The sequence below is a fragment of the Devosia sp. Soil_C_22 genome (assembly GCF_057657195.1).
Genome location: NZ_JBDGIY010000001.1, coordinates 21,382 through 40,401 on the forward strand (window position 1 = coordinate 21,382; position 19,020 = coordinate 40,401).

Sequence of the window (19,020 nt, forward strand, 5' to 3'; positions counted from 1 at the left end):
CCTTACTCTTCTCATGTAGAACTGGCGCCGACCTGACGCCTAGATGTCGATGCCCAGTTCCTTGCCGGTTCGCTTCAGGTGATCGCGAGCCTCCGGGTAGTCCGTATCGGGCAGGTGCTCGAGCATGATCGGGATACCGCGGCCGTCGAGCAGGCTGAGATAGGTGCGGTAGTCGAGACCGCCAAGGCCCGGGATGACTTCGCTCAGGTGCAGCGACAGCTTGTCGCCCAGTGTGAGGTCCTTGGCGTGGGCGCTGATGATGTAGGGCCCCAGGAGTTCGAAGCAGCGCTTGATGAGGCTGGTGGTGTCGTAATACTGCCGCGGCGAGACGATCAGGTTCACCGGATCGAGATGTGCCGCAAAGGCCGGCCGGTCGATGGCCTTGATCAGCTCGAGCAGCACTTCAGGGCTATCGGGCAGCTCCCACTGCATCATCTCGAGGCAGAACTTGGCGCGCTTGGGCTTAACGTCGTCGATGATCTCGCGTGCGCATTCGACGAACTCGTCGAAGCCCTTTTGCGTGAGATTGTCGGGATGGGGCTGGTACTCCGCCCCCTCGGCCAGCGAGCCGATATAGGTGATGGCGCAGCGCGCGCCGACCTCGTCGGCGAGCGCCAGCCGATCCTTCACATAGGCCCGGTTCTTCTTGCGCTTGACCGGCTCGGGCGCCGAGACGTTGCACCACGCGGCGACCTCGGCGATCTCGACGTCGGCCGCCGCGAAGGCGTCGCGGATCGCGTTGATCCGCGTCTTGTCCTTGAGCTCGACCTTGGGGCAGTAGGCTGCCCGGTAGCCGTAGTCCACATGTGCCTTGGCGATGTCGCGCGGATCGTCGAGATCGAGCGGAACGCCGTATCCTCCAAGCCTGATCATTGTCCTTGATACTCGTCGCTGGTGGGAAGTTCCTGGCCCAGGCGTTCGATCAGCGAGCCCGGGGGGATGTCCTTGAGGGGAAGGTCGACCTTCTTGTGGTCGAGGGCCGACATGTAGAGCGCCATCACCGCCTCGAAGCCGTGATAGCTGATCTCGCCGTCGCAGGGGTGCACGGCCAGCTTGCCGTCGAGCCAGTCGGCCAGGTCGCGGATGTAGAGCGGCTGCTCGTAGGACGGGTTGAAGAACCCGTCGCCGCTCAGCATCTCGCCCTTGCTCGATTTGGTGACGGCCTGCCAGCCATTGCCGGTGGTGACGCGGGCATAGCCATGCGTACCGTGGATGGTCAGCGCGCTGTCGGTCCAGAACTTGATGTCGCGCAGCGGGTTGTCGCCCGGCACGAAATGCGGGGCGTGGGCGCCGCACTCGATGATGCCGCGCACGCCGTTCTCGAACTCCATGCTGCCGATCACGTAGTCGGCCGAGGGGTGCGAGTCGGTCAGCATGCCGGTGCCGATGGCTTGGCCGACCACCCACTTCACCTTGGAGCGGTTATTGAACCACAGCATGTAATCCATGATGTGCGTGCCCAGCTGGCTGAGCCATGCGCGGGCGGTGGCGTGGATCTTGGTGACCTCGCCGATCTCGCCGGAATCGACGAGCTGCTTCACCACATGCCAGGCCTTGCCGTATTTCTGCTGGTGCGAGACGATCAGCTTGATGCCGGCGGCGCGGCAGCGGTCGAAGATCTCCCTGGCCTCGGGCAGCTCGGTGGCGACCGGCTTCTCGAAGGCGATCACCTTCACCTTGTGCTTGATGCCGAGTTCGATGAGCGACAGGCGGACGTGGGGCAGGGTGGCGAAGCAGAAGACGTCCGGCTTGTGGGCGGCCAGCATGGCGTCGGCGTCGTTATAGACATTCTCGACGTTGAAGCGCTTGGCCATGGCCTGCGCGCGACCATCGTCGAGATCGGCCACCGCCTGCAGGTCGAAGCGATCGGCATTGGCTGTAAATCCTTCGGCGTGGAATGCGCCGCGTGGTCCGCAGCCGGCAATGACCACCGAGTATTTCGACATGACTACCTCCCAGTATGGTGTGTGCGGCGTCGAGACCGCTGGATGAGCGCCGACCGTCGCCGGGCGGCTATTTCACGCTGCCGGAGGTGACCCCGGCCACAAAGAAGCGCTGCAGCGCCAGGAACAGGACGAGCGGCACGAAGACGGCGATGGCTGCGCCGGCCATGACCAGCTGCGGGCTCGAGGCGCTGATGCCGATCATCTGCGCCAGCAGCACCGGCAGCGTCTGGTTGGCGGAGCCGCCCGAGACCAGCAGCGGCCAGAGCAGGCTGTTCCAGTAGAAGACGAAGCAGAGCGCCCCGAGCGTTGCGAGCCCGGCCGGGGCGAGCGGCAGGTAGACCTGCCACCAGATGCGGAAATAGGACGCGCCATCGACCCGCGCCGCCTCGAAGATCTCGCGCGGCACGCCCTTGAAATACTGGGTCAGCAAGAAGGTGCCGTAGGCGGTGAAGGCGAAGGGCAGGATCATGCCCCAGAGCGACCCCACCAGCCCCAGATACTGCACCACCTGGAACATCGGCACGAGCACCACCGCCACCGGCAGCATGGTCTGGGTCAGCAGTGCCAGAAAGGTGAAGCGGCTGCCGCGGAAGCGCAGCGTCGCGAAGGCAAAGCCGGCCATCGAGGCCGTGACCAGCTGGATCAGCGTCACTGCCACGGCGACGATCAGGCTGTTAATCGCCGCCGGTATGATCGGATAGTTGGCGATGATCTTGGTGTAGTTGTCCCAGCGGATGCGATCGGGAATGAGTTCGGGCGGCAGCCGGTAGTAGTCGCCCAGCCCCTTGATGGACTGCGAGGCCATCCACACGAAGGGCAGCAGGAATATCGCGGCGAGGACGATGGTGAAGGCGTAGCGCAGCAGCTCGACGGACTTCTTCCTAGACATGATCCATCCTCCTCTGGGCGCGCAGCTGGATGATGGTCACCACCAGCATCAGGGCGAAAAGCGCCATCGACGCGGTTGCCCCGCTGCCGACCTCGAAGCGCCGGAAGGTGGCCTTGTAGATGTACATGCCGATAGTGGTGGTGGCGTCGCCCGGACCGCCATCGGTCAGCACGAACACCGCCTCGAAGGTCTGCAGCGCGTGGATGGTCTGGGTGATGGCGAGAAAGACGGTGGAGCGGAACAGCAGCGGGCGCACGACGTGGAAGAAGAGCTGCCAGCGGCTGGCGCCGTCGAGCTGCGCGGCCTCGATCAGCGAGTGATCGATCTGCTGCAGACCGGCCAGGTAGATGAGCATGCACAAGCCGGTCATCGACCAGATCATCATGATGCTGACCGAGATCATCGCCTGCGTGGAATAGGTGAGCCACGCCACCGAGGGCAGGCCGAAGAGGCCGATGACGTAGTTGATGAGCCCCGTCTCGGTGGCGAACATGTTGCCGAAGACGAAGGAAATCGCCACCAGCGAGGTCACGATCGGCATGAAGAAGATCGAGCGGAACAACAGCTTCGCAAACGGCATGCGGTCGAGCGCAATGGCCAGGGCCAAGCCCATCGCCATCGAGATCGGCACGGTGATGACGCCGAGGATCAGCGTGGTGACCACGCTTTTGCCCGCCGGTCCGCCGGAAAACAGGCTGACCCAGTTGGCGAGGCCGACGAATCGCGGGGCCGAGATGAAGTCCCAGCGATAAAAGCTCAGCGCGAAGGTCGCGACCGCCGGAACGAGCGTGAAGATCAGGAAGGGGATGACCGAGGGCAGGAGAAACAGCCAGGCGGCGATTTCCTCCCGGATGGGACGGCGGCGCGCGCCGGACGACGAGAGGCTCGAGGCCTCCTCTGCTGTTGAAGCTACTGCCATTGGATCAATGACCTTCTGCCCGAAGGGTCGCCGCGCAAGGCAGCCAGTTGGAAAGACGTGGTGCCGCCGGGGGCGGCGGCACCGATCTCGCAGTCGTCAGTTCGCGGCGGCGTCGGCGAGGGCGGCGTTGGCCTCGGCCTCGATCTCGGCCTGGGCGGTGGGCACGTCCTTGGTACCGTTCCAGACCTCGCTCATGATGCGCTTCTGGATATCCATCACCTGGAACGAGCCCTTGACCGCGTTGAACGGCTCGAAGCCCTGCACCTTCTCGGCGAACTCGGTCATGTGGTCCGAGAGCTGGCCCCAGGCCGAATTGCGCGCCGGCACACCGGTGGTGACCACCTTGGCCAGAACCGGGCCGCTGGTGATGTAGGACAGGAACTTGTAGGCGGCATCGGGATGCGGGGTGCTGGCAGTGATCACGTAGGCGCCACCGAGACCGGTACCGACCTGCGCCACCGGACCAGCGGGCAGGCGGGCAATGTTGAAGTCGACGCCGGCGTCGTCGAGGATGTAGGTGGTATGGCCGACGCCCAGGATCATGGCGGCATTGCCACCGATGAACAGCGACTGCGCCTGGCCGTTGGGATCCTTGGGATCGGGGATCGGCATGAAGCCGTCATGGATAAGGTCGGCGAAGAACTGGATCGCCTGAATGCCGCCCTCGTTGTTGGCGCCATACTTGCCGTCGTCGGTGATCATCCGCGAGCCGAAGCCGCGATACCAGCCCTCAAGCACCCAATCGGTACCGCCCCCGGCAAGGCCCCAGACCTTCCGGCTGCCCGTGCTCAGCTTTTCGCTGATCGTGCGGGCGGCTGCGTTGAGGTCGTCCGTGGTCCAGCCCTCAGCGGGGTGAGGCACGCCGGCTTCATCGAACAGCTCGGGGTTGTAGTAGATCACCTGGCCGTTGAAGTCGTAGCCGATGCCGTAGAGCTTGTCGTTCAATGTCAGATATTTCAGCATCGTCTGGTTGGCGTCGGCCAGATCGATAGTGGGGTCGGCATCGGTGTAGGAGTTGAGCGGCAGCAGCTGGTCGCCATAGAGCCACTGGGCCCCGAAGCCCGGGACGAACAGCCAGACGTCGGGAAGCTTGCCCGAGGCGGTGTCGACCTGGCGCTGCTGCCAGTATTCCGACCACGGCGCGTTGATCATCGTCACCTTGATATCGGGATTGGCGGCGTTGAACTCGTCGACGGCCTTCTGATAGGGCTCGACCTGCGGCAGCGACAGCGCATTGGCGAAAGTGAGCTCGATCGGCTGCGCCTGAGCGGCGCCCAGGCCGAGTCCCAGCGCTGCCAGCGCAGCGCCGGCCAGATGATACATTGTCATGCGATTTCCTCCCTTGGCGCCGGACCGACCGACCTCCTCGGTGTGTGATCCGGCATTGTGAACGGGGCGCCGCCTTCATCGAGCAGCATTGCCGGACGCTACGTTATATTAGTGCAATGAGTCAATCAGACGTTGGTTGGTAGTCGCGCTACTGGCGAGAAAAGACGATGATATACAAAGACTTACTAGCGCGCGCCGCCAGCGTGGCCGGCTGGTCGCGTTCTATGGACGCCAGGAGCACGGCGCGGACTGTCGTTGTGACCGCGCGATGGCAGACTCGTCCCCGTCAACCGTTCACGAGGCCAGCACCTTGTTCGCCTCGATGCGCCTGAGCAGGTTGACCGTGTTGTCCAGCGACGTCGCCAGATGGGCTGTGATGGCCCGGTCGGCTGCCTCGGGATCGCGTGCTGCCAGCGCCTCGACGACGGCGCGATGCTGGGCGATCGTCGTCTCTCCGGCTCCGGGGGAAGGCAGCGACAGCAGCCGGCAGCGATCCATCTGCGCCTTGCTCATGTCGACCACCCGCCACAGCATGCGATAGCCGTTCACCTCGGCGATGAGCCGGTGGAAGGTATCGTCGTGGTCGATGGCTTCCTCGAAGCGCGCCCGCCTGAGCGACAGCGCATGGATGTCGATGTTGTCGTAGAGGCGCTGGACCTGGTCGTCGGTGATGACCTCGGCGGCGAGGCGGGTGCTTTCGCGCTCGAGCGCCGTGCGGATGATATAGGCCTCGCGGACCTGCGCGCTGCTGATCGGCGTCACGAACGTGCCGGCCTGCGCCCGCACGTCGATGAGTCCCTCGTCCTCGACCTTCTTGACCGCTTCGCGCACCGGTGTGCGCGACGTGCCGAGGCGTTCGGCGATCTCGATCTCGTTGACGGGAGAACCCGGCGCCAGCTTGCCGGTGACGATGGCCCGGCGCACCAGCAGATAGATCTGGTCGCGCAGCGGCATGCCGCGATTCAGGGTTACGCCCCGCAGAAACTCGGTCAGGCTTGCCTTGTCATTCATCGGCCGTACAGACCTTTGCCCCGCCCCTCAGCCATTGCTCCCCCTACCGCACCTCTGGTGTGCCCGGTAGGGTGGCACGGAGGAAGCACAAAAAGCCAACGCTCCGCTTGCGCGTTATTACACTAATATAATAAGCAGGCAAGAGCGCTCACGGGAGGTATGGATGCGTCGTTTGAGAGTTGGACTGGTGGGCACCGGCTTCATGGGGCGCACGCACAGCAATGCCTTCCGGCAGGCGCCGGTCTTCTTTCCCGGCAACACCGCGGTGGAACTGGCTGCGGTCTGCGCCCGCAATCCCGAGAGCACCGAAAACTTTGCGCGGACATGGGGTTACGAAAGCTTCGAGACCGACTGGCGCAAGCTCGTGGAACGCGAGGACATCGACCTGATCGACATCGCGACGCCCAACCATCTGCATGCCGAGATTGCCATAGCGGCGGCGCAGGCCGGCAAGATGGTGAGTTGCGAAAAGCCGCTCGGCACGTCGCTGCAGCAGTCGCAGCGTATGGCAGGCGCAGTGGTGGAGGCCGGCGTCGCCAGCATGGTCTGGTACAATTACCGCCGCATTCCGGCGGTGACCCTCGCCAAGCGCATGGTCGAGTCGGGTGTGCTCGGCCGCATCTTCCACTACCGCTCGAAATTCCTGCAGGACTGGACCATATCGTCCGACCTGCCGCAGGGCGGCAACGCCACCTGGCGCCTCGATGCCGCCGCCGCCGGCAGTGGCGTGACCGGCGATCTGCTGGCCCATTGCGTCGACACCGCGATGTGGCTCAATGGGCCGATCACGCAGGTCTGCGGCATGACCGAGACGTTCATCAAGGAGCGCACGCATGTCGAGTCCAACACCCGCCAGCCGGTGACCATCGACGACGCCAGCGCCTTCCTTGCCCGCTTCGAGAATGGATCGCTCGCGACCTTCGAAGCGACCCGCTACGCGCGTGGCCACAAGGCGCAATTCACCTTCGAGATCAACGGCGAGCGGGGTTCCCTCGCCTGGGACCTGCATGACCTGCATCGCCTGAGCTATTTCGACAGCGCCGACGAGGGCACGACCCGCGGCTGGCGCTCGATCCATGTGACCGACGGGGACCATCCATATATGGAAGCCTGGTGGGTGCCGGGCCTGCAGATCGGCTACGAACACAGCTTCGTCCACCAGTTCGCCGACTTCCTGCGCGGGCTGGAGACCGGAGAGCGGATTGTCCCCGACTTCAACGACGCTCTCGTTACGGACGCCGTCACCGACGCGGTACTTGCGTCTGCCTCGAGCGGCAGATGGCAGTCAATCGGCGCCGAGGCGTAGTGTTGTCGGCGCCGACATGCGTCGACCAGGCAGTTCGCCGAAACGCCGCTGCACGCATGTGGGCGTTGTGGATTGTGCCCCGCGAGTGCTTTCCGTCACGACATGCTCACTCAGACGAGAGGCTCAGTCCGGCAGCAGCGGTCTCCGCTTTGGGGAGAGAGAGGCGGAAGGTGGAGCCGCGGTCGTCGCTGGCGGCCAGGATGAGGTCGCCGCCATGTTGGCGGGCAACCTCCCTGGCAATGTAGAGGCCCAGCCCGGAGCCATTCACGCGCTGGCCGGCCGTCCGGTAGTACTTCATGAAGATGAGCTCGCGCTCGTCGGGCTGGATGCCGAAGCCCCGGTCGGTCACGTCGACGAACACCGTGCCTTCCTGCTCCGATAACCGCACTGTCACCTTGTTGGGCGCCGGTGAGTATTTCAGGGCGTTCTGAAGCAGGTTCAGTACGATGATCTCGAGTAGGGTGCGGTCGCCCTTCACCGGCGCCTTCCCACCGTGAGCAAAGCTCACGCGTGCCGCGCCGTCGCCATCCAGCCCTGCCTCGATGGTATCGAGAACCTCATTGAGGTCGAGCGTCTCTATTGTGCTGAACGCCGCGTGTCCGGCGTCCAGACGCTCCCCGACGAGGACGTTGTCAATCAGCATGGTCATCCGGCTGACCGTCTGACGAATCTTGGCGGTCCGCAGCTTGAAATCCTGAGTTCCCACGGCCGCCGACATCGACAGGTTGCCGGCGGCCGCATCGATGACCGCCAGCGGGGCGCGAAACTCATGCGAGACGAAGGCGATGAGGTTCCGTTGCTGGGCGAGCGCTTCGTTGACCGAGTCGAGCGACTGCCTGAGCTTCACCTCGAGCAGTTGGCGTTGCTCCATCTCTTCCTTGAGCGAGGCGTTGGCCGTCGCCAGCTCCGCCGTTCGCTCATGCACCTTGAGAGTCAGCTCCTGCTCGGCCGACCGGGAGAGGGCAATGGTACGGTCCTTCTCCTGGCTCAGGCTGACCTCGGCCGCGCGTGCGCGCAAGGCGATGGCGGCGCTCAGCAGGATCAGGTGGATGACCGTTCCGCCTGCCAGCAAGCGGGACAGGGAGCCATCGAGCAGGAAGGGGTTGGCGCCGGTATACATCATCTGCATCACCAGCAGCACGCCGATCACGCCCAGAAAGGCGATCGCAGACAGCACATACTGATACTGTCGCCGCACGATGAGCAGGTAGAGCACGAACGCGGCGATGAAGATCAGCGACAGCTGCTGCAGCCGCGACACATAGAAGCCGACGTCGCCGTAGCGCCCGACGAGGGCAAATCCCAGGCAGACAACATTGAGCGCGACGATCAGCTGGGAGGCACGAGCCGCCCAGATCCAGTTGCGGCGGAACTCGAACAACCGATCGAGGAACAGCATCATCACGATGCTGTAGAAGCATACGATGATGCCCCAGGCGCGGTGGATGGTCGCAGCGTCCCAGAATTGCAGAACTTCCGACGCATAGCCCATGTGGAACAGGCTGATCAGGCCCGAGATGAAGAGCAGCGCAGTATAGACGACATACAGCGAGTCCTTCAGCCAGGCCGCGTAGAGCAGGTTGGTGAAGATCATCACGAAGATGGATCCGACCACCATGGCCATGATCCAGTCGTCCAGCCGGCGATAGTCGGCATAGGCCTCTCGCTGCCATACGTTCAGCGAGGTGGTTATCGAGGTCGATGACTGGAGCCGGACATAGTAGGCGGCCTCGGTCGGCGGCACGGCGATGGGGAAGATGGTGGGATAGGCATCGGCACCCTCGCCGGTTCCACGGTGGATCCGGCCCGGTGTCGCAGTCGAGAACTGCCCTGTCCCATCGGGAACATAGACCGTGACCTGTTCGATCAGCGGGCGTTCGATCTGCAGCAGCCACCCATCATCGGGGGGCGGTGCGGACAGGAAGAAGCGGACCCAGATTGCACCGCTCCGATAGCCCTCGGTGAGCATGGCGGGGATAGGCCGGAACTGCGCCGCGTTACCCGCGGCAGCAACGTCGTCGATGGTGAGCGCGCCACTCGGATCATACAGCACGGCGAGATGACCACCGAGCGAGACAGGACCCTCCACTGCATCTTTTTCCTGCAACGAAAGTGCAAGGGCGCTGTGCGCCGTTACGCATCCGAACAGAATGGACAAGACCAACATTAGGTGAAATCGAATGGATCGGTTATGCGGCATAGGTGGGGGTTAATGTTCGGAGAGGAATTTAAGCAAGCTGGCGGTGCGACGTCGCCGCTGGTCTATCTTGTTGATGACGACAGCGATTTTCGCGAAGAAATGATTTTTGGCTTATCGAAGTTGGGCCTCGACGTGCATGGTTTCCACAGTGCCGCGGCGCTTTATCGTGCCTACGCGGCGAGGCCGTCTGACATCGTTATCCTCGACATTGGACTCGAGGACGAAGATGGGCTTTCGATCGCGGCTCATCTGCGCGCCTCCAGGTCCGTGGGCATCATCATGGCGACGGCTCGGAGCTCGATCGACGACCGGGTGAAGGGCCTGGAGACAGGTGCGGACGCATATCTGGTGAAGCCGGTCGATGTCCGAGAACTGGCCGCGACGGTGGCGGCGCTCAACCAGCGTCTGACGCGGGAGCATCCGCCCGAGCCGCCCAGCGCACCGCGATGGACGCTGGAGGAGGGCGGCTGGGTGCTGTCCGACGGCAAGGGCCATCGGCTTCGCCTCACCACTTCGGAACAGCGTTTCCTGGGGCGGCTGTTCAGCGAGCGCGGCAAGATCGTTGACCGGCGCTCCATTGTCGAAGCCATGGGCGCTGACGTCTATGACTTCAACTACGCCCATCTGGACACGATCGCGAGCCGGCTGCGTCGAAGGGCCGAAAAGTCCAGCATGCCAATCCCTCTTCACGCCATTCGCGGCCAAGGCTTCGCGTTCGCCGACTAGCGGATACCAGGCCGCGCTCCAGGGAGCGCGGCAAATCAATTCTCACGCCGTCCGCCGATGCGACGTCGTGATGGGTTGTGACCGCGCATCACTGCCACATCGTTCCGTTACCGCTTGCGGTCCGAGCTGGTCGCGGGAGCGGGATCGGCTGCTCAATTGCTGCGGGGCAAATATGCAACACAATACCGGATTATCACTCGATCATTAAACGTCGATCCGATCAAGTAGAGAGGAAGTGAAGGGAACCGACAGATTGTGACAGGAAGCGAAAGAAACTGACGTTGTTGTGAATCTGAGGGTTACATACTGATTGTGTTCAGATGGGGCTCGAAACGAAACCGATCTAATCGCACGTCAGGCCCGGCGCGGACGGGATGGCCATGATCCGGAACGTTGGTAATTTAAGGAAATGAACTCATGAGGCCGAAAACGCTCTTGTTGGGTCTGAACGCGGCGCTGCTGCTTTCGACCTCCGTGATGGCAGCGGACGCTATCGCTCCGATCGAGCCCATTGTGATCGAAGACGAGGAGCCCATGTTCTCGCTGTCGATCGACGGCGGCGTGAGGGTGTTCGGCCTCCCCGATACTGATACCATCGGCGTCATCAACGATGGCCTTCTTGACGTGCCCCTGGAAGCGGTGGACGAGACCACGCTGTTCGACGGTCTCGACGAGGTGCTACTCGGTGGTGGTCTGCGTGTGCAGGCGAGCGCGCCGCTCAACGCCGATGGCGCCGCAGTCAACTTCTCGGCGTTTGGCGCCTGGGCTACGCGCAGCGAGAGCGATTCCCGCACCCTGCAGGACGAGACCTATCTCGCCATTCGGGGCCCCTCGCTGCCCGCCGGCACTATCGATCTGGACACCATCGATCTGGACATTCAGGCCACGGGTACGAACATCACCGATTGGGGTGACGCCACCTCTGTCGTCACGCCGGTGGATACGGCAAACTCGGTTGGGGTTCCGGGCGCTGCTACGGCTCCGATTGGGGGGCCGTACTATCAAGTCAATGCCGGTGCCGATGGCTTCTCGTACGCCGGTGCTGCTGCGGACTACCAGACCTATGCCTTTGGCGTGCTGGCGACCAAGGATGGCGTGATTTTCCTTGGCGCGGGTGAGCTGGCAGGGACCGAGATCTGGACCGACGTCACCCAGAACCTGACCTATGCCGGTGGTGACATCACCTTCTCCCAGTCGACCGTGCCTGATGGCAGCGGCGTGACCTTTACCGGGTATGTCGGTCCCAGCTTCCGCTACCTGGGCACCGAGACGACCACTGACGTCACGGTTCAGATGAACCAGCACTACGAAGCGCCGAACAACTTCCAGTTTCCGACCTTCGACATGAGCACGGTCGAGAATATCGACACCTACTATGGTGGTGCGGTGATCGGCGGCAATGTCGACGTCGAACTCTGGACTGGCGCGACGCTGTCCCTGGGGCTTGGTGGCGGCGCCTACTACGCTTCGACTTCGTATGAATCGGAGACGGACGCGTCTATCTCCGGGGGCAACCTGTACGGGACGCCGACCGACGGGGCCAGTGTTCAGAGCAATTTCGACCTCGATGCGGAAGAAGGCTTCGCCTACACGATCCAGGCCGACAGCACTTTCTCGGCCGATATCGGAGAGAATCTGCAGCTCAACTTCGGCATCGGAGCCGAGTACATGTCGCGCGTGGCGACCGCTCGGTTCGTAGGTGAAGATGGGGCCACTGGCACCGCCAACGGCCCTGGCAACGATGACGCAGACGCCGACTACAACAGCGCCAACGCTACCGGCGGTACTGTGCTCTCCTTTGGCGACGCCTGGTCGTACAAGGCGACAATAGGCCTGACCGGCCAGTTCTGATCGGTCGCTACGACCACTCAAAACTCTCAAAGGAGGCGCCCGCCCGCGCCTCCTTTTCTTCTTGGTGCGGCCCTCTCGTCCGACGCCGCAGCCAAAGCGCAGAACGCAAGGCCGAGGGAGAAACGCATCATAAGTATTATCGCTATACTGATGCAGTAGTCTCCGTTACTAGACAGCGCATAAGTACGATCAAGTGTCAGGAAGTGATATATTCTGCCGTTGTCGTAGGACAGACAACGACTTAGCTTCGATGCTGCGAGAGGATTTGCTGTCCAGTTGCGGGCGAATGGGAACGGTTCGCGCGTTGGCAGACTGGCAGCCAGATCTTCCGGAGGTGGGGGCGTCGCCGAGATGGGGAATCGGCTGGATGAGAGCGCAGGGGGTGAGCGGCTGAGCAGGCTGTCATTCCCGGAGTTCAGCAGCGCGACGCCGCATAAGGCGTTCGGCAAACGCCAGAGCCTCCCCGCGGCTCCCGACCTCGCAAGTGCCGAGGCCGGGGCGGGCTCGCGTCCCTCCTCGCCCCCCGTGGGCTACCGGCTGAGGCGCTACTTCGCGGCCTTCGCACTGATCCTCACCCGTTTCAGGTCGCCGCGCAGTAAATGGGCCGCGCGCCTGCTGCTCGACGCAGCTCCCAGACCCCTTGGCAGGTCCCCGCAGTCTTCAACCGTGCAGGCATCAAATGACAATTATCGGACCTATCACGATCCCCGCCGCCCTTGATTCCAGCCTGCGATCTGCACACGGTGGATGGCGTCGGCTGATGCTGCGCGGCGGGCGCATCGCGAAGCATCGCGGGATTGCCGGCGGCGTTGCGCCGCGCAGCGGGCTCGTTTCGACCGTACTCGGTGCTGCGGCGACCTTCATCGCGGTGCTCGGCGGCTTCAGCTTTTCGGTACTCGCAGCCTTTGCCGGCGACTGCAGTCCGGCCCCCACCGTGGTCTGCACGCTGCCGGCGGCGCCTGGTGACGTCGAGCAGTCGTATGACGTCACGGATCAAACGCTGACGATCACGACGGAGAACGGCTTCGGGCTCGACAGCCCCAACTACGGTATTACGGTGAACGCTTCGGGCACCGGCGACCTCACGTTCATCGATGAGTTCGGCTCGACGATTCGAGCGGATGGCCGTGCGCTGGACCTCAATGCCATCGGGCTCGTCGGCGAGGTCGAGGTAAAATCGACTGGCTCGCTGATCGGCGCCGGAAACTATGGTCTGTATCTGGCAGCCGGCGCGGATATCTCCAGTTCGACCCTCGACCTGAGCCGAGTCGAGAGCCAGACCTATATCGGCATGTGGGTCGAGAACATGGGCGGCACGCTCTCCATCGAGTCGAGCGACTCCATCACTGGCGGGTCAATCTCGGGTAGCTACGACGGCCTGGTCGTCAGCAACTACGGCACAGCCACAGGCGGCGTCCTGATCGACGTGAATGACGTCAGCGGCAGCCGCAACGGCATCACCGTCTCGCAGGAGGGCATGGGGCTCGTATCGATCAAGGCATCGGGCATGATCGAAGGCGATGAGAAGGGTATGGACATCGACACGGCAGCCGGTTCCGCCGGAGGCGTCGATATCGATGTCGTCGATGTCAGCGGGGCCTCGGATGCCGGCATCGACGTCAACCATCAGGGCAGCGGCGATGCGAGCATCACCGCCACCGGTCTGGTCGAGGGCGGTGATACTGGCATCTATTTCGAAGATTCCACGGCCGGGGGGGCACTCGATATCTCGACCAATAATGTTGCCGCCACCAGTATCGGCATACAGGTCCTCCAGAACTCGACCGGAGCGGTGAATGTCGCCTCTACCGGAAAAATCACGTCGGAAACGAACAGCGGTATCGACATCACTGCCTTCGGCCCAGTGGACCCTGCGGATGATGCCAACGCCGATATCATCGTCAACGTGAACGATATCGAGGGTGCCTATACGGCCATTCGGATCGAGGATCAGACCGGCGGCGACGTTCGCGTGACGACGACCGGAACCGTCGTGGCGACGGCTGCCGGCAACACCGCCGCGGACGCCATTGCCGTCACCAAGAACGGCGCCGCCCCCAGCGGCGATATCCATATCGACGTTGTCGACGTCACCGGCGACTTCCGTGGTATCCAGGCGCGGAACGAAGGCGCCGGCGATATCCACGTTGTTGCGACGGGCACGGTCACCGGCATCAATGTGGCGGGTATCAACACGCAAAGCTTCGCCGGCTCCGGGGCAGTTTCCATCGACGTCAGGGACACCCAGGGTCTGCAGGCGGGCATCTGGGCGGACCATAATGGCGAGGGCAAGCTCGAGATCATTTCGAGCGGCGATGCAACCGCCACCGGTAGTGGCGCGGGGCTGCAGGCCGGCATCCGGGCAAATGCCGCGGGCGACGGGCTGGTCATCAACGCGAACAATGCGACCGGCGAAGACTATGGTGTCTACGTGTTCGGGACCGGTACCGGCACAGTCGATGTCGACGTGACCGGTACGGCGAAAGCGACGTCCACTGCTGGCGACGCTGTCTATGTCGATGCGGGATCAAATCCAGCCGGCGCCATGGACATCGCCGTCAACAACGCCAGCGGCGGTCGCAACGGCATTTTCGTCAACAACACCTGGGCCAGCACGGGCGCCGACGACATCACCATCACGGTGACCGGCGATATCCAGGGTGGCAATGCCGCCGACAACTGGGGGATCTGGGCCAACGCCTACCAGGTCTTTACCCAGATCAACGTCAGACAGGGAGCGACTGTCGGGTCGGGCGGTGGCAACGCCATCATGAATGTCGACGGCGACAGCCATGTCGTGGTCGAGGCCGGGGCCACGGTCAACGGCCGCGTGTGGCTCGGAGGGGGCGACGACCAGCTCGACCTCCATGGCGGGCTCTCCGGCATGACCAGCCTCGACGGTGACGCCGGCTTCGATACGCTGAACCTGTTCGATGCAACCAACGCCACCCATGAAGGCACCGATATTGCCAACTGGGAGGTCTTCAACCTCGACAACAGCCAGCTGGCGATCACCGGTGGCTATCTCCAGGTGGGCACGCCGGGCAATGCGACGACCGGCGTGTTCCTCACCAGTGGATCGCTTCTCGACATCAGTTCGCAGAGCTTCTTTCTCGCTGGCAATGTCGATCTGGCGGCCGGAACGACGCTCGCCACGGTCGGCATCGGCACCGGGGCGAGCATCGTCGACGGCGATGTTGCCAACGCCGGCACGATATCCCTGACCACCGCGATTGGTGCCGATGCAGGCGACAATCTCGCGGTGAGGAACTATCACGGCGACGACGGCGTGATCGTGCTCGATACGGCGCTGGGTGACGATCTCTCCCGCACCGACCGGTTCCGCATCGACGGCGACACCTCCGGCAGCAGCTTCGTTCGGGTAAATAACGTCGGCGGCCTCGGTGCGCAGACGGTCGAGGGCATCAAGATCATCGAAGTGATCGGCGCCTCCGATGGCGCCTTCCTGCTCGCTGGCGACTACGTCATCGAGGGTCAGCAGGCAGTGATCGCGGGCGCCTACGGGTACACGCTGTGGAAGAACGGCGTGACCGACCCGACCGACGGCGACTGGTACCTGCGTTCGCAACTGCTGCCGCCGGGCGGTCCGACCGATCCGTCGGATCCGCTCTTCCAGCCGGGCGTGCCGCTCTACGAGAGCTATGGCCAGGTGCTGCTCGGCCTCAACGAACTGCCCACCCTGCAGCAGCGCGTCGGCAATCGTTACTGGAACGAGGCTCAGGAACCGGTAGCGGCCGAAGACGGCAGCGATCCGCTCACGATCGAGGAAAATGGTGTCTGGGGCGTTGTCGAGGCTTCGCACGCCCGGCTCAATCCGAATCTATCGACCAGCGGCACCGACTACGACCTCAATATCTGGAAACTGCGCGCCGGCATCGACAGGGTGGTGTCGGAGGGCGAGGACGGCAAGTTCGTTGCTGGCCTCACCGGCTTTTACGGCCACGGCTCTGCCGATATCAGCTCGGAATTCGGTACGGGCAGCATCGGTAGCGACACCTGGGGCATTGGCGTCACCGGCACCTGGTACGCCGCCAGCGGCTTCTATCTCGACGGGCAGGCACAGCTCGCCTGGTACAGCAGCGACCTCAATTCGGACTGGGTCGGCAATCTGGTCAGCGACAATGGCGGCATCGGCTATGCACTGTCGCTCGAGGCCGGCCAGCGGCTCGGCCTTGCCGAGAACTGGACGGTGATCCCGCAGGCGCAACTGATCTACTCCAATGTCAGCTACAACATGTTCACCGACCCCTTCGATGCCACGGTCTCGGCCGACGGTGTGGACAGCCTGCGCGCCCGGCTGGGCATCGCAATCGAGCATCAGGACAGCTGGATCAACGAGGCGGGCAGGACCGAGCGCGTTGCCGTGCACGGTATCGTCAATCTCCACTACGAGTTCCTCGGCGGCACTTCGACGGATGTCTCGGGTACCGAACTGGTTTCCGAGAACGATGCCCTGGCGGGCGAGATCGGGGTGGGCGGTTCCTACAACTGGGACGACGACAAATACTCGGTCTACGGCCAGGTCTCGGCCAGCAGCAGTCTCGAGAATCTTGGCGACAGCTATGGCCTGGGCGGCAAGGCGGGCCTTCGGGTGACGTGGTAGGAAGCGCTCGCATGACCACCAGGTTTCGTACCGCGGCAGCCGGCTTGGCCTTGTCCCTGCTGGCGGGCAGCGGTGTGGCCCAGGAAGCCGCTCCCGCCGCGCCGCCAGCCGCCTGGACGCTCGAATGTGCCAGTTCCAATGCAGCGAGCGGTCCGCTCAACTGCCAGATCGCCCAGCGTTTCCTCCAGCAGGGATCGGGCGCGGTAGTGATGGTCGTGACCATCGAACGGATGGCTATGGATGGCCAGATGACCATGCGGCTGTTGCTGCCACATGGTCTCTACCTGCCGGCCGGTGTGTCCTACCAGATTGATGCCGGCGCCCAGGCGATGGCCCCGATCACCAGCAGCAGCCAGGCCGGTGCCCTTGCCACCGTCGCGCTGTCCCCCGAACTGCTCGCAGCGCTGAAGAGCGGCACGACCCTGACGGTGAGCATGGAAACGGCAAGCCGCAACGCGCTCGGCATCCCCGTGTCGCTGGCGGGCTTCACCGCGGCCGTGGACCGGCTGACCAGTATCAACTGAGACGCCGGCCACGATGACCGGCACTGGCCCGGCCGCCCTTTCGTCCCGGGTGCCTTCAGATGAAACCGCCTCGCGAGAAGATCTCGCGTGCCCTGGCCCGGGCCAGCTTGCCCGAGGAGGTGAATGGCAGGCTATGCGGCGGCACCAGCTGCACCTCGCAGCTCATTCCCGCCGTCTCCGCCACTACCCCGCTCACCCGAGTGCGTAGCGCATCCCGCGCTGCCTCGTCGCGCAATCCCGTTTGTACCAGCACCACGGCACGGTCCGCCTCGGCATCCTCCACCGCAAAGGCCGCGACGTCCCCCGGTCTCAGCGGCGCGATCCGCTCGACCGCCCACTCGATATCCTGTGGCCAGACATTGCGGCCATTGTGGAGGATCAGGTCCTTGTGCCGGCCCGTCACCACGATCGCCCCGCTCGCCACATAGCCGAGGTCGCCGGTAGCCAGGAACCCGTCCTCGCGCAGCGGCGATACCGACGGATCGTCGGCATAATGCGTCATCACGCTCGGCCCGCGGATCCAGATCCGGCCGATCTCGCCCTCTGGCAGCCGGACGCCGTCGGGCCCCTCCACCACCAGCTCGTGCCCCGGCAGTGCCGGCCCGCATGCCACGAAGCGCCGGCCCGTATCCGACGCCAAGGCCTCAAACCGCCGCCCGGGATCGGCAAACGAGATGGCGAGCGTCGATTCTGCCATGCCATAGCTGGGGAGAAACGCCTCGGCCCGGAAACCCGTCGGCGCCAGCTGAGCGCTGAACTCCTCCAGCACCTCGGCCCGCACCATGTCGCCCCCCACACCGCACACCCGCAGCCGCGACAGGTCAATCAGCTGCTCGCCCTGCCGATAGCGTTGCGCCGCCAGTCGGTAGCCGAACGAAGGTGAATAGCAGATCGTAGAGCCGAGCTTTGCCATCAGCTCCAGCCACAGCGCCGGCCGGCGCGCAAAGGTCGAGGGCGAGATGTAGTCGACGCTGCATTGCCCGAACATCGGCGCGATGGAGAACCCGACCAGCCCCATGTCGTGGTAGAGCGGCAGCCACGAGAAAGCCCGGTCGTCCGGCTGCAGCCGCAGCCCATGCGAGAGGATGCCGGTGGCGTTGGCCGCCACCATGCGTTGCGTCACCAGTACCCCCTTGGGGTCCGAGGTCGAGCCTGACGAATACTGGACATAAGCCGGATCACCCGCCTCGAACGGCACCAGGTCGCCACGCGTCGGCTGGGCGAATATCTCCTCGGTCGCCAGTCGCCGCACCTCGACCCCTTCCAGCAGCCCGAGCATGGCAGCCGGTGCCGCGATCGCCGCCACGCCGCTGGTGCGCAGCATGCGACCGATCTGCTCGACATAGGCCGCCCGGCCGGCAGCGAAGGTCCGGAACGGTACCGGGCAGGCAATGATGGAGGCATACTGGCAACCATAGAACACCGTCAGGAAGTCCATGTCCGTGGTCGCCACCAGCGCCAGCCGGCTGCCGGGCCGCAGCCCCGCCGTCGAGAGCTGCAGCGCCGCACGCCGCGCCGCCGCGTCGAGCTCGGCATAGGTGAGCCCCGCTTCGCGCGTCCCCTGCGCCGAATAGAGGGCGATCTCCCCGGCGCCGCGGGCTGCGAACTGCAGCGCTTCGACTAATGTCGTAAAGCCGCCCAGGCGCGATCTAGTACTCATTGGTATTGTCTCTCCTTCCGGCTTCACGCTACAAA

At 64.0% G+C, this 19,020-nt stretch carries 13 protein-coding genes; 5 read left to right on the forward strand and 8 right to left on the reverse strand.

The window, feature by feature from the left end; genetic code table 11:
• Positions 1 to 39 precede the first annotated feature (39 nt).
• The 6 genes from AC3A6I_RS00080 to AC3A6I_RS00105 form a co-directional block, all read right to left on the reverse strand.
• Positions 40 to 873 carry a sugar phosphate isomerase/epimerase family protein gene (locus AC3A6I_RS00080; RefSeq protein ID WP_487540965.1) on the reverse strand — a complete coding sequence of 278 codons (834 nt, stop codon included), beginning with the start codon at positions 871 to 873 and terminating at the stop codon, positions 40 to 42.
• Complete coding sequence (locus AC3A6I_RS00085) at positions 870 to 1,946, reverse strand: Gfo/Idh/MocA family protein (protein ID WP_487540966.1); 1,077 nt, start codon at positions 1,944 to 1,946, stop codon at positions 870 to 872. The genes AC3A6I_RS00080 and AC3A6I_RS00085 overlap by 4 nt, the downstream gene beginning before the upstream one ends.
• A 67-nt stretch (positions 1,947 to 2,013) precedes the next feature.
• Positions 2,014 to 2,835, reverse strand: a complete 822-nt coding sequence (locus AC3A6I_RS00090; protein ID WP_487540967.1) for a carbohydrate ABC transporter permease — start codon at positions 2,833 to 2,835, stop codon at positions 2,014 to 2,016.
• On the reverse strand, positions 2,828 to 3,754 hold the full coding sequence (locus tag AC3A6I_RS00095) for a carbohydrate ABC transporter permease (RefSeq protein ID WP_487540968.1): 927 nt from the start codon (positions 3,752 to 3,754) through the stop codon (positions 2,828 to 2,830). Before AC3A6I_RS00095 ends, AC3A6I_RS00090 begins: the two co-directional genes overlap by 8 nt.
• Before the next feature lie 96 nt (positions 3,755 to 3,850).
• Positions 3,851 to 5,083, reverse strand: a complete 1,233-nt coding sequence (locus AC3A6I_RS00100) for an ABC transporter substrate-binding protein (protein ID WP_487540969.1) — start codon at positions 5,081 to 5,083, stop codon at positions 3,851 to 3,853.
• Between the two features lie 294 nt (positions 5,084 to 5,377).
• Positions 5,378 to 6,094: a GntR family transcriptional regulator gene (locus AC3A6I_RS00105; RefSeq protein ID WP_487540970.1), complete on the reverse strand. Its 717-nt coding sequence runs from the start codon at positions 6,092 to 6,094 to the stop codon at positions 5,378 to 5,380.
• 163 nt (positions 6,095 to 6,257) lie between these two features.
• Here AC3A6I_RS00105 and AC3A6I_RS00110 point away from each other — a divergent pair, with 163 nt between their 5' ends.
• Positions 6,258 to 7,400, forward strand: coding sequence for a Gfo/Idh/MocA family protein (locus tag AC3A6I_RS00110; protein ID WP_487540971.1), 1,143 nt, complete (start codon positions 6,258 to 6,260; stop codon positions 7,398 to 7,400).
• A gap of 106 nt (positions 7,401 to 7,506) precedes the next feature.
• Here AC3A6I_RS00110 and AC3A6I_RS00115 read toward each other — a convergent pair whose 3' ends face one another.
• On the reverse strand, positions 7,507 to 9,489 hold the full coding sequence (locus AC3A6I_RS00115; protein ID WP_487540972.1) for a sensor histidine kinase: 1,983 nt from the start codon (positions 9,487 to 9,489) through the stop codon (positions 7,507 to 7,509).
• A gap of 123 nt (positions 9,490 to 9,612) precedes the next feature.
• Here AC3A6I_RS00115 and AC3A6I_RS00120 point away from each other — a divergent pair, with 123 nt between their 5' ends.
• The 4 genes from AC3A6I_RS00120 (at position 9,613) to AC3A6I_RS00135 (ending at position 17,325) form a co-directional block, all read left to right on the forward strand.
• On the forward strand, positions 9,613 to 10,326 hold the full coding sequence (locus AC3A6I_RS00120; protein WP_487540973.1) for a response regulator transcription factor: 714 nt from the start codon (positions 9,613 to 9,615) through the stop codon (positions 10,324 to 10,326).
• Between the two features lie 417 nt (positions 10,327 to 10,743).
• Positions 10,744 to 12,177 carry a hypothetical protein gene (locus tag AC3A6I_RS00125; protein WP_487540974.1) on the forward strand — a complete coding sequence of 478 codons (1,434 nt, stop codon included), beginning with the start codon at positions 10,744 to 10,746 and terminating at the stop codon, positions 12,175 to 12,177.
• 2,884 nt (positions 12,178 to 15,061) lie between these two features.
• Positions 15,062 to 16,801 (forward strand): autotransporter family protein, encoded by a 1,740-nt coding sequence (locus AC3A6I_RS00130; protein WP_487544957.1) that lies wholly within the window; start codon positions 15,062 to 15,064, stop codon positions 16,799 to 16,801.
• Between the two features lie 11 nt (positions 16,802 to 16,812).
• Positions 16,813 to 17,325: an invasion associated locus B family protein gene (locus AC3A6I_RS00135; RefSeq protein WP_487540975.1), complete on the forward strand. Its 513-nt coding sequence runs from the start codon at positions 16,813 to 16,815 to the stop codon at positions 17,323 to 17,325.
• Positions 17,326 to 17,380: 55 nt separating this feature from the next.
• On the opposite strand, the gene AC3A6I_RS00140 is transcribed toward AC3A6I_RS00135, so the two are convergent.
• Complete coding sequence (locus AC3A6I_RS00140; protein WP_487540976.1) at positions 17,381 to 18,985, reverse strand: AMP-binding protein; 1,605 nt, start codon at positions 18,983 to 18,985, stop codon at positions 17,381 to 17,383.
• Positions 18,986 to 19,020: the final 35 nt, after the last annotated feature.

What these genes read in the sequence shown, in the direction of transcription:
- AC3A6I_RS00080 (WP_487540965.1), bottom strand. Translation starts at nt 873, where the DNA reads ATGATCAGGCTTGGAGGATACGGCGTTCCGCTCGATCTCGACGATCCG.
- AC3A6I_RS00085 (WP_487540966.1), bottom strand. Translation starts at nt 1,946, where the DNA reads ATGTCGAAATACTCGGTGGTCATTGCCGGCTGCGGACCACGCGGCGCA.
- AC3A6I_RS00090 (WP_487540967.1), bottom strand. Translation starts at nt 2,835, where the DNA reads ATGTCTAGGAAGAAGTCCGTCGAGCTGCTGCGCTACGCCTTCACCATC.
- AC3A6I_RS00095 (WP_487540968.1), bottom strand. Translation starts at nt 3,754, where the DNA reads ATGGCAGTAGCTTCAACAGCAGAGGAGGCCTCGAGCCTCTCGTCGTCC.
- AC3A6I_RS00100 (WP_487540969.1), bottom strand. Translation starts at nt 5,083, where the DNA reads ATGACAATGTATCATCTGGCCGGCGCTGCGCTGGCAGCGCTGGGACTC.
- AC3A6I_RS00105 (WP_487540970.1), bottom strand. Translation starts at nt 6,094, where the DNA reads ATGAATGACAAGGCAAGCCTGACCGAGTTTCTGCGGGGCGTAACCCTG.
- AC3A6I_RS00110 (WP_487540971.1), top strand. Translation starts at nt 6,258, where the DNA reads ATGCGTCGTTTGAGAGTTGGACTGGTGGGCACCGGCTTCATGGGGCGC.
- AC3A6I_RS00120 (WP_487540973.1), top strand. Translation starts at nt 9,613, where the DNA reads ATGTTCGGAGAGGAATTTAAGCAAGCTGGCGGTGCGACGTCGCCGCTG.
- AC3A6I_RS00125 (WP_487540974.1), top strand. Translation starts at nt 10,744, where the DNA reads ATGAGGCCGAAAACGCTCTTGTTGGGTCTGAACGCGGCGCTGCTGCTT.
- AC3A6I_RS00130 (WP_487544957.1), top strand. Translation starts at nt 15,062, where the DNA reads ATGACCAGCCTCGACGGTGACGCCGGCTTCGATACGCTGAACCTGTTC.
- AC3A6I_RS00135 (WP_487540975.1), top strand. Translation starts at nt 16,813, where the DNA reads ATGACCACCAGGTTTCGTACCGCGGCAGCCGGCTTGGCCTTGTCCCTG.
- AC3A6I_RS00140 (WP_487540976.1), bottom strand. Translation starts at nt 18,985, where the DNA reads ATGAGTACTAGATCGCGCCTGGGCGGCTTTACGACATTAGTCGAAGCG.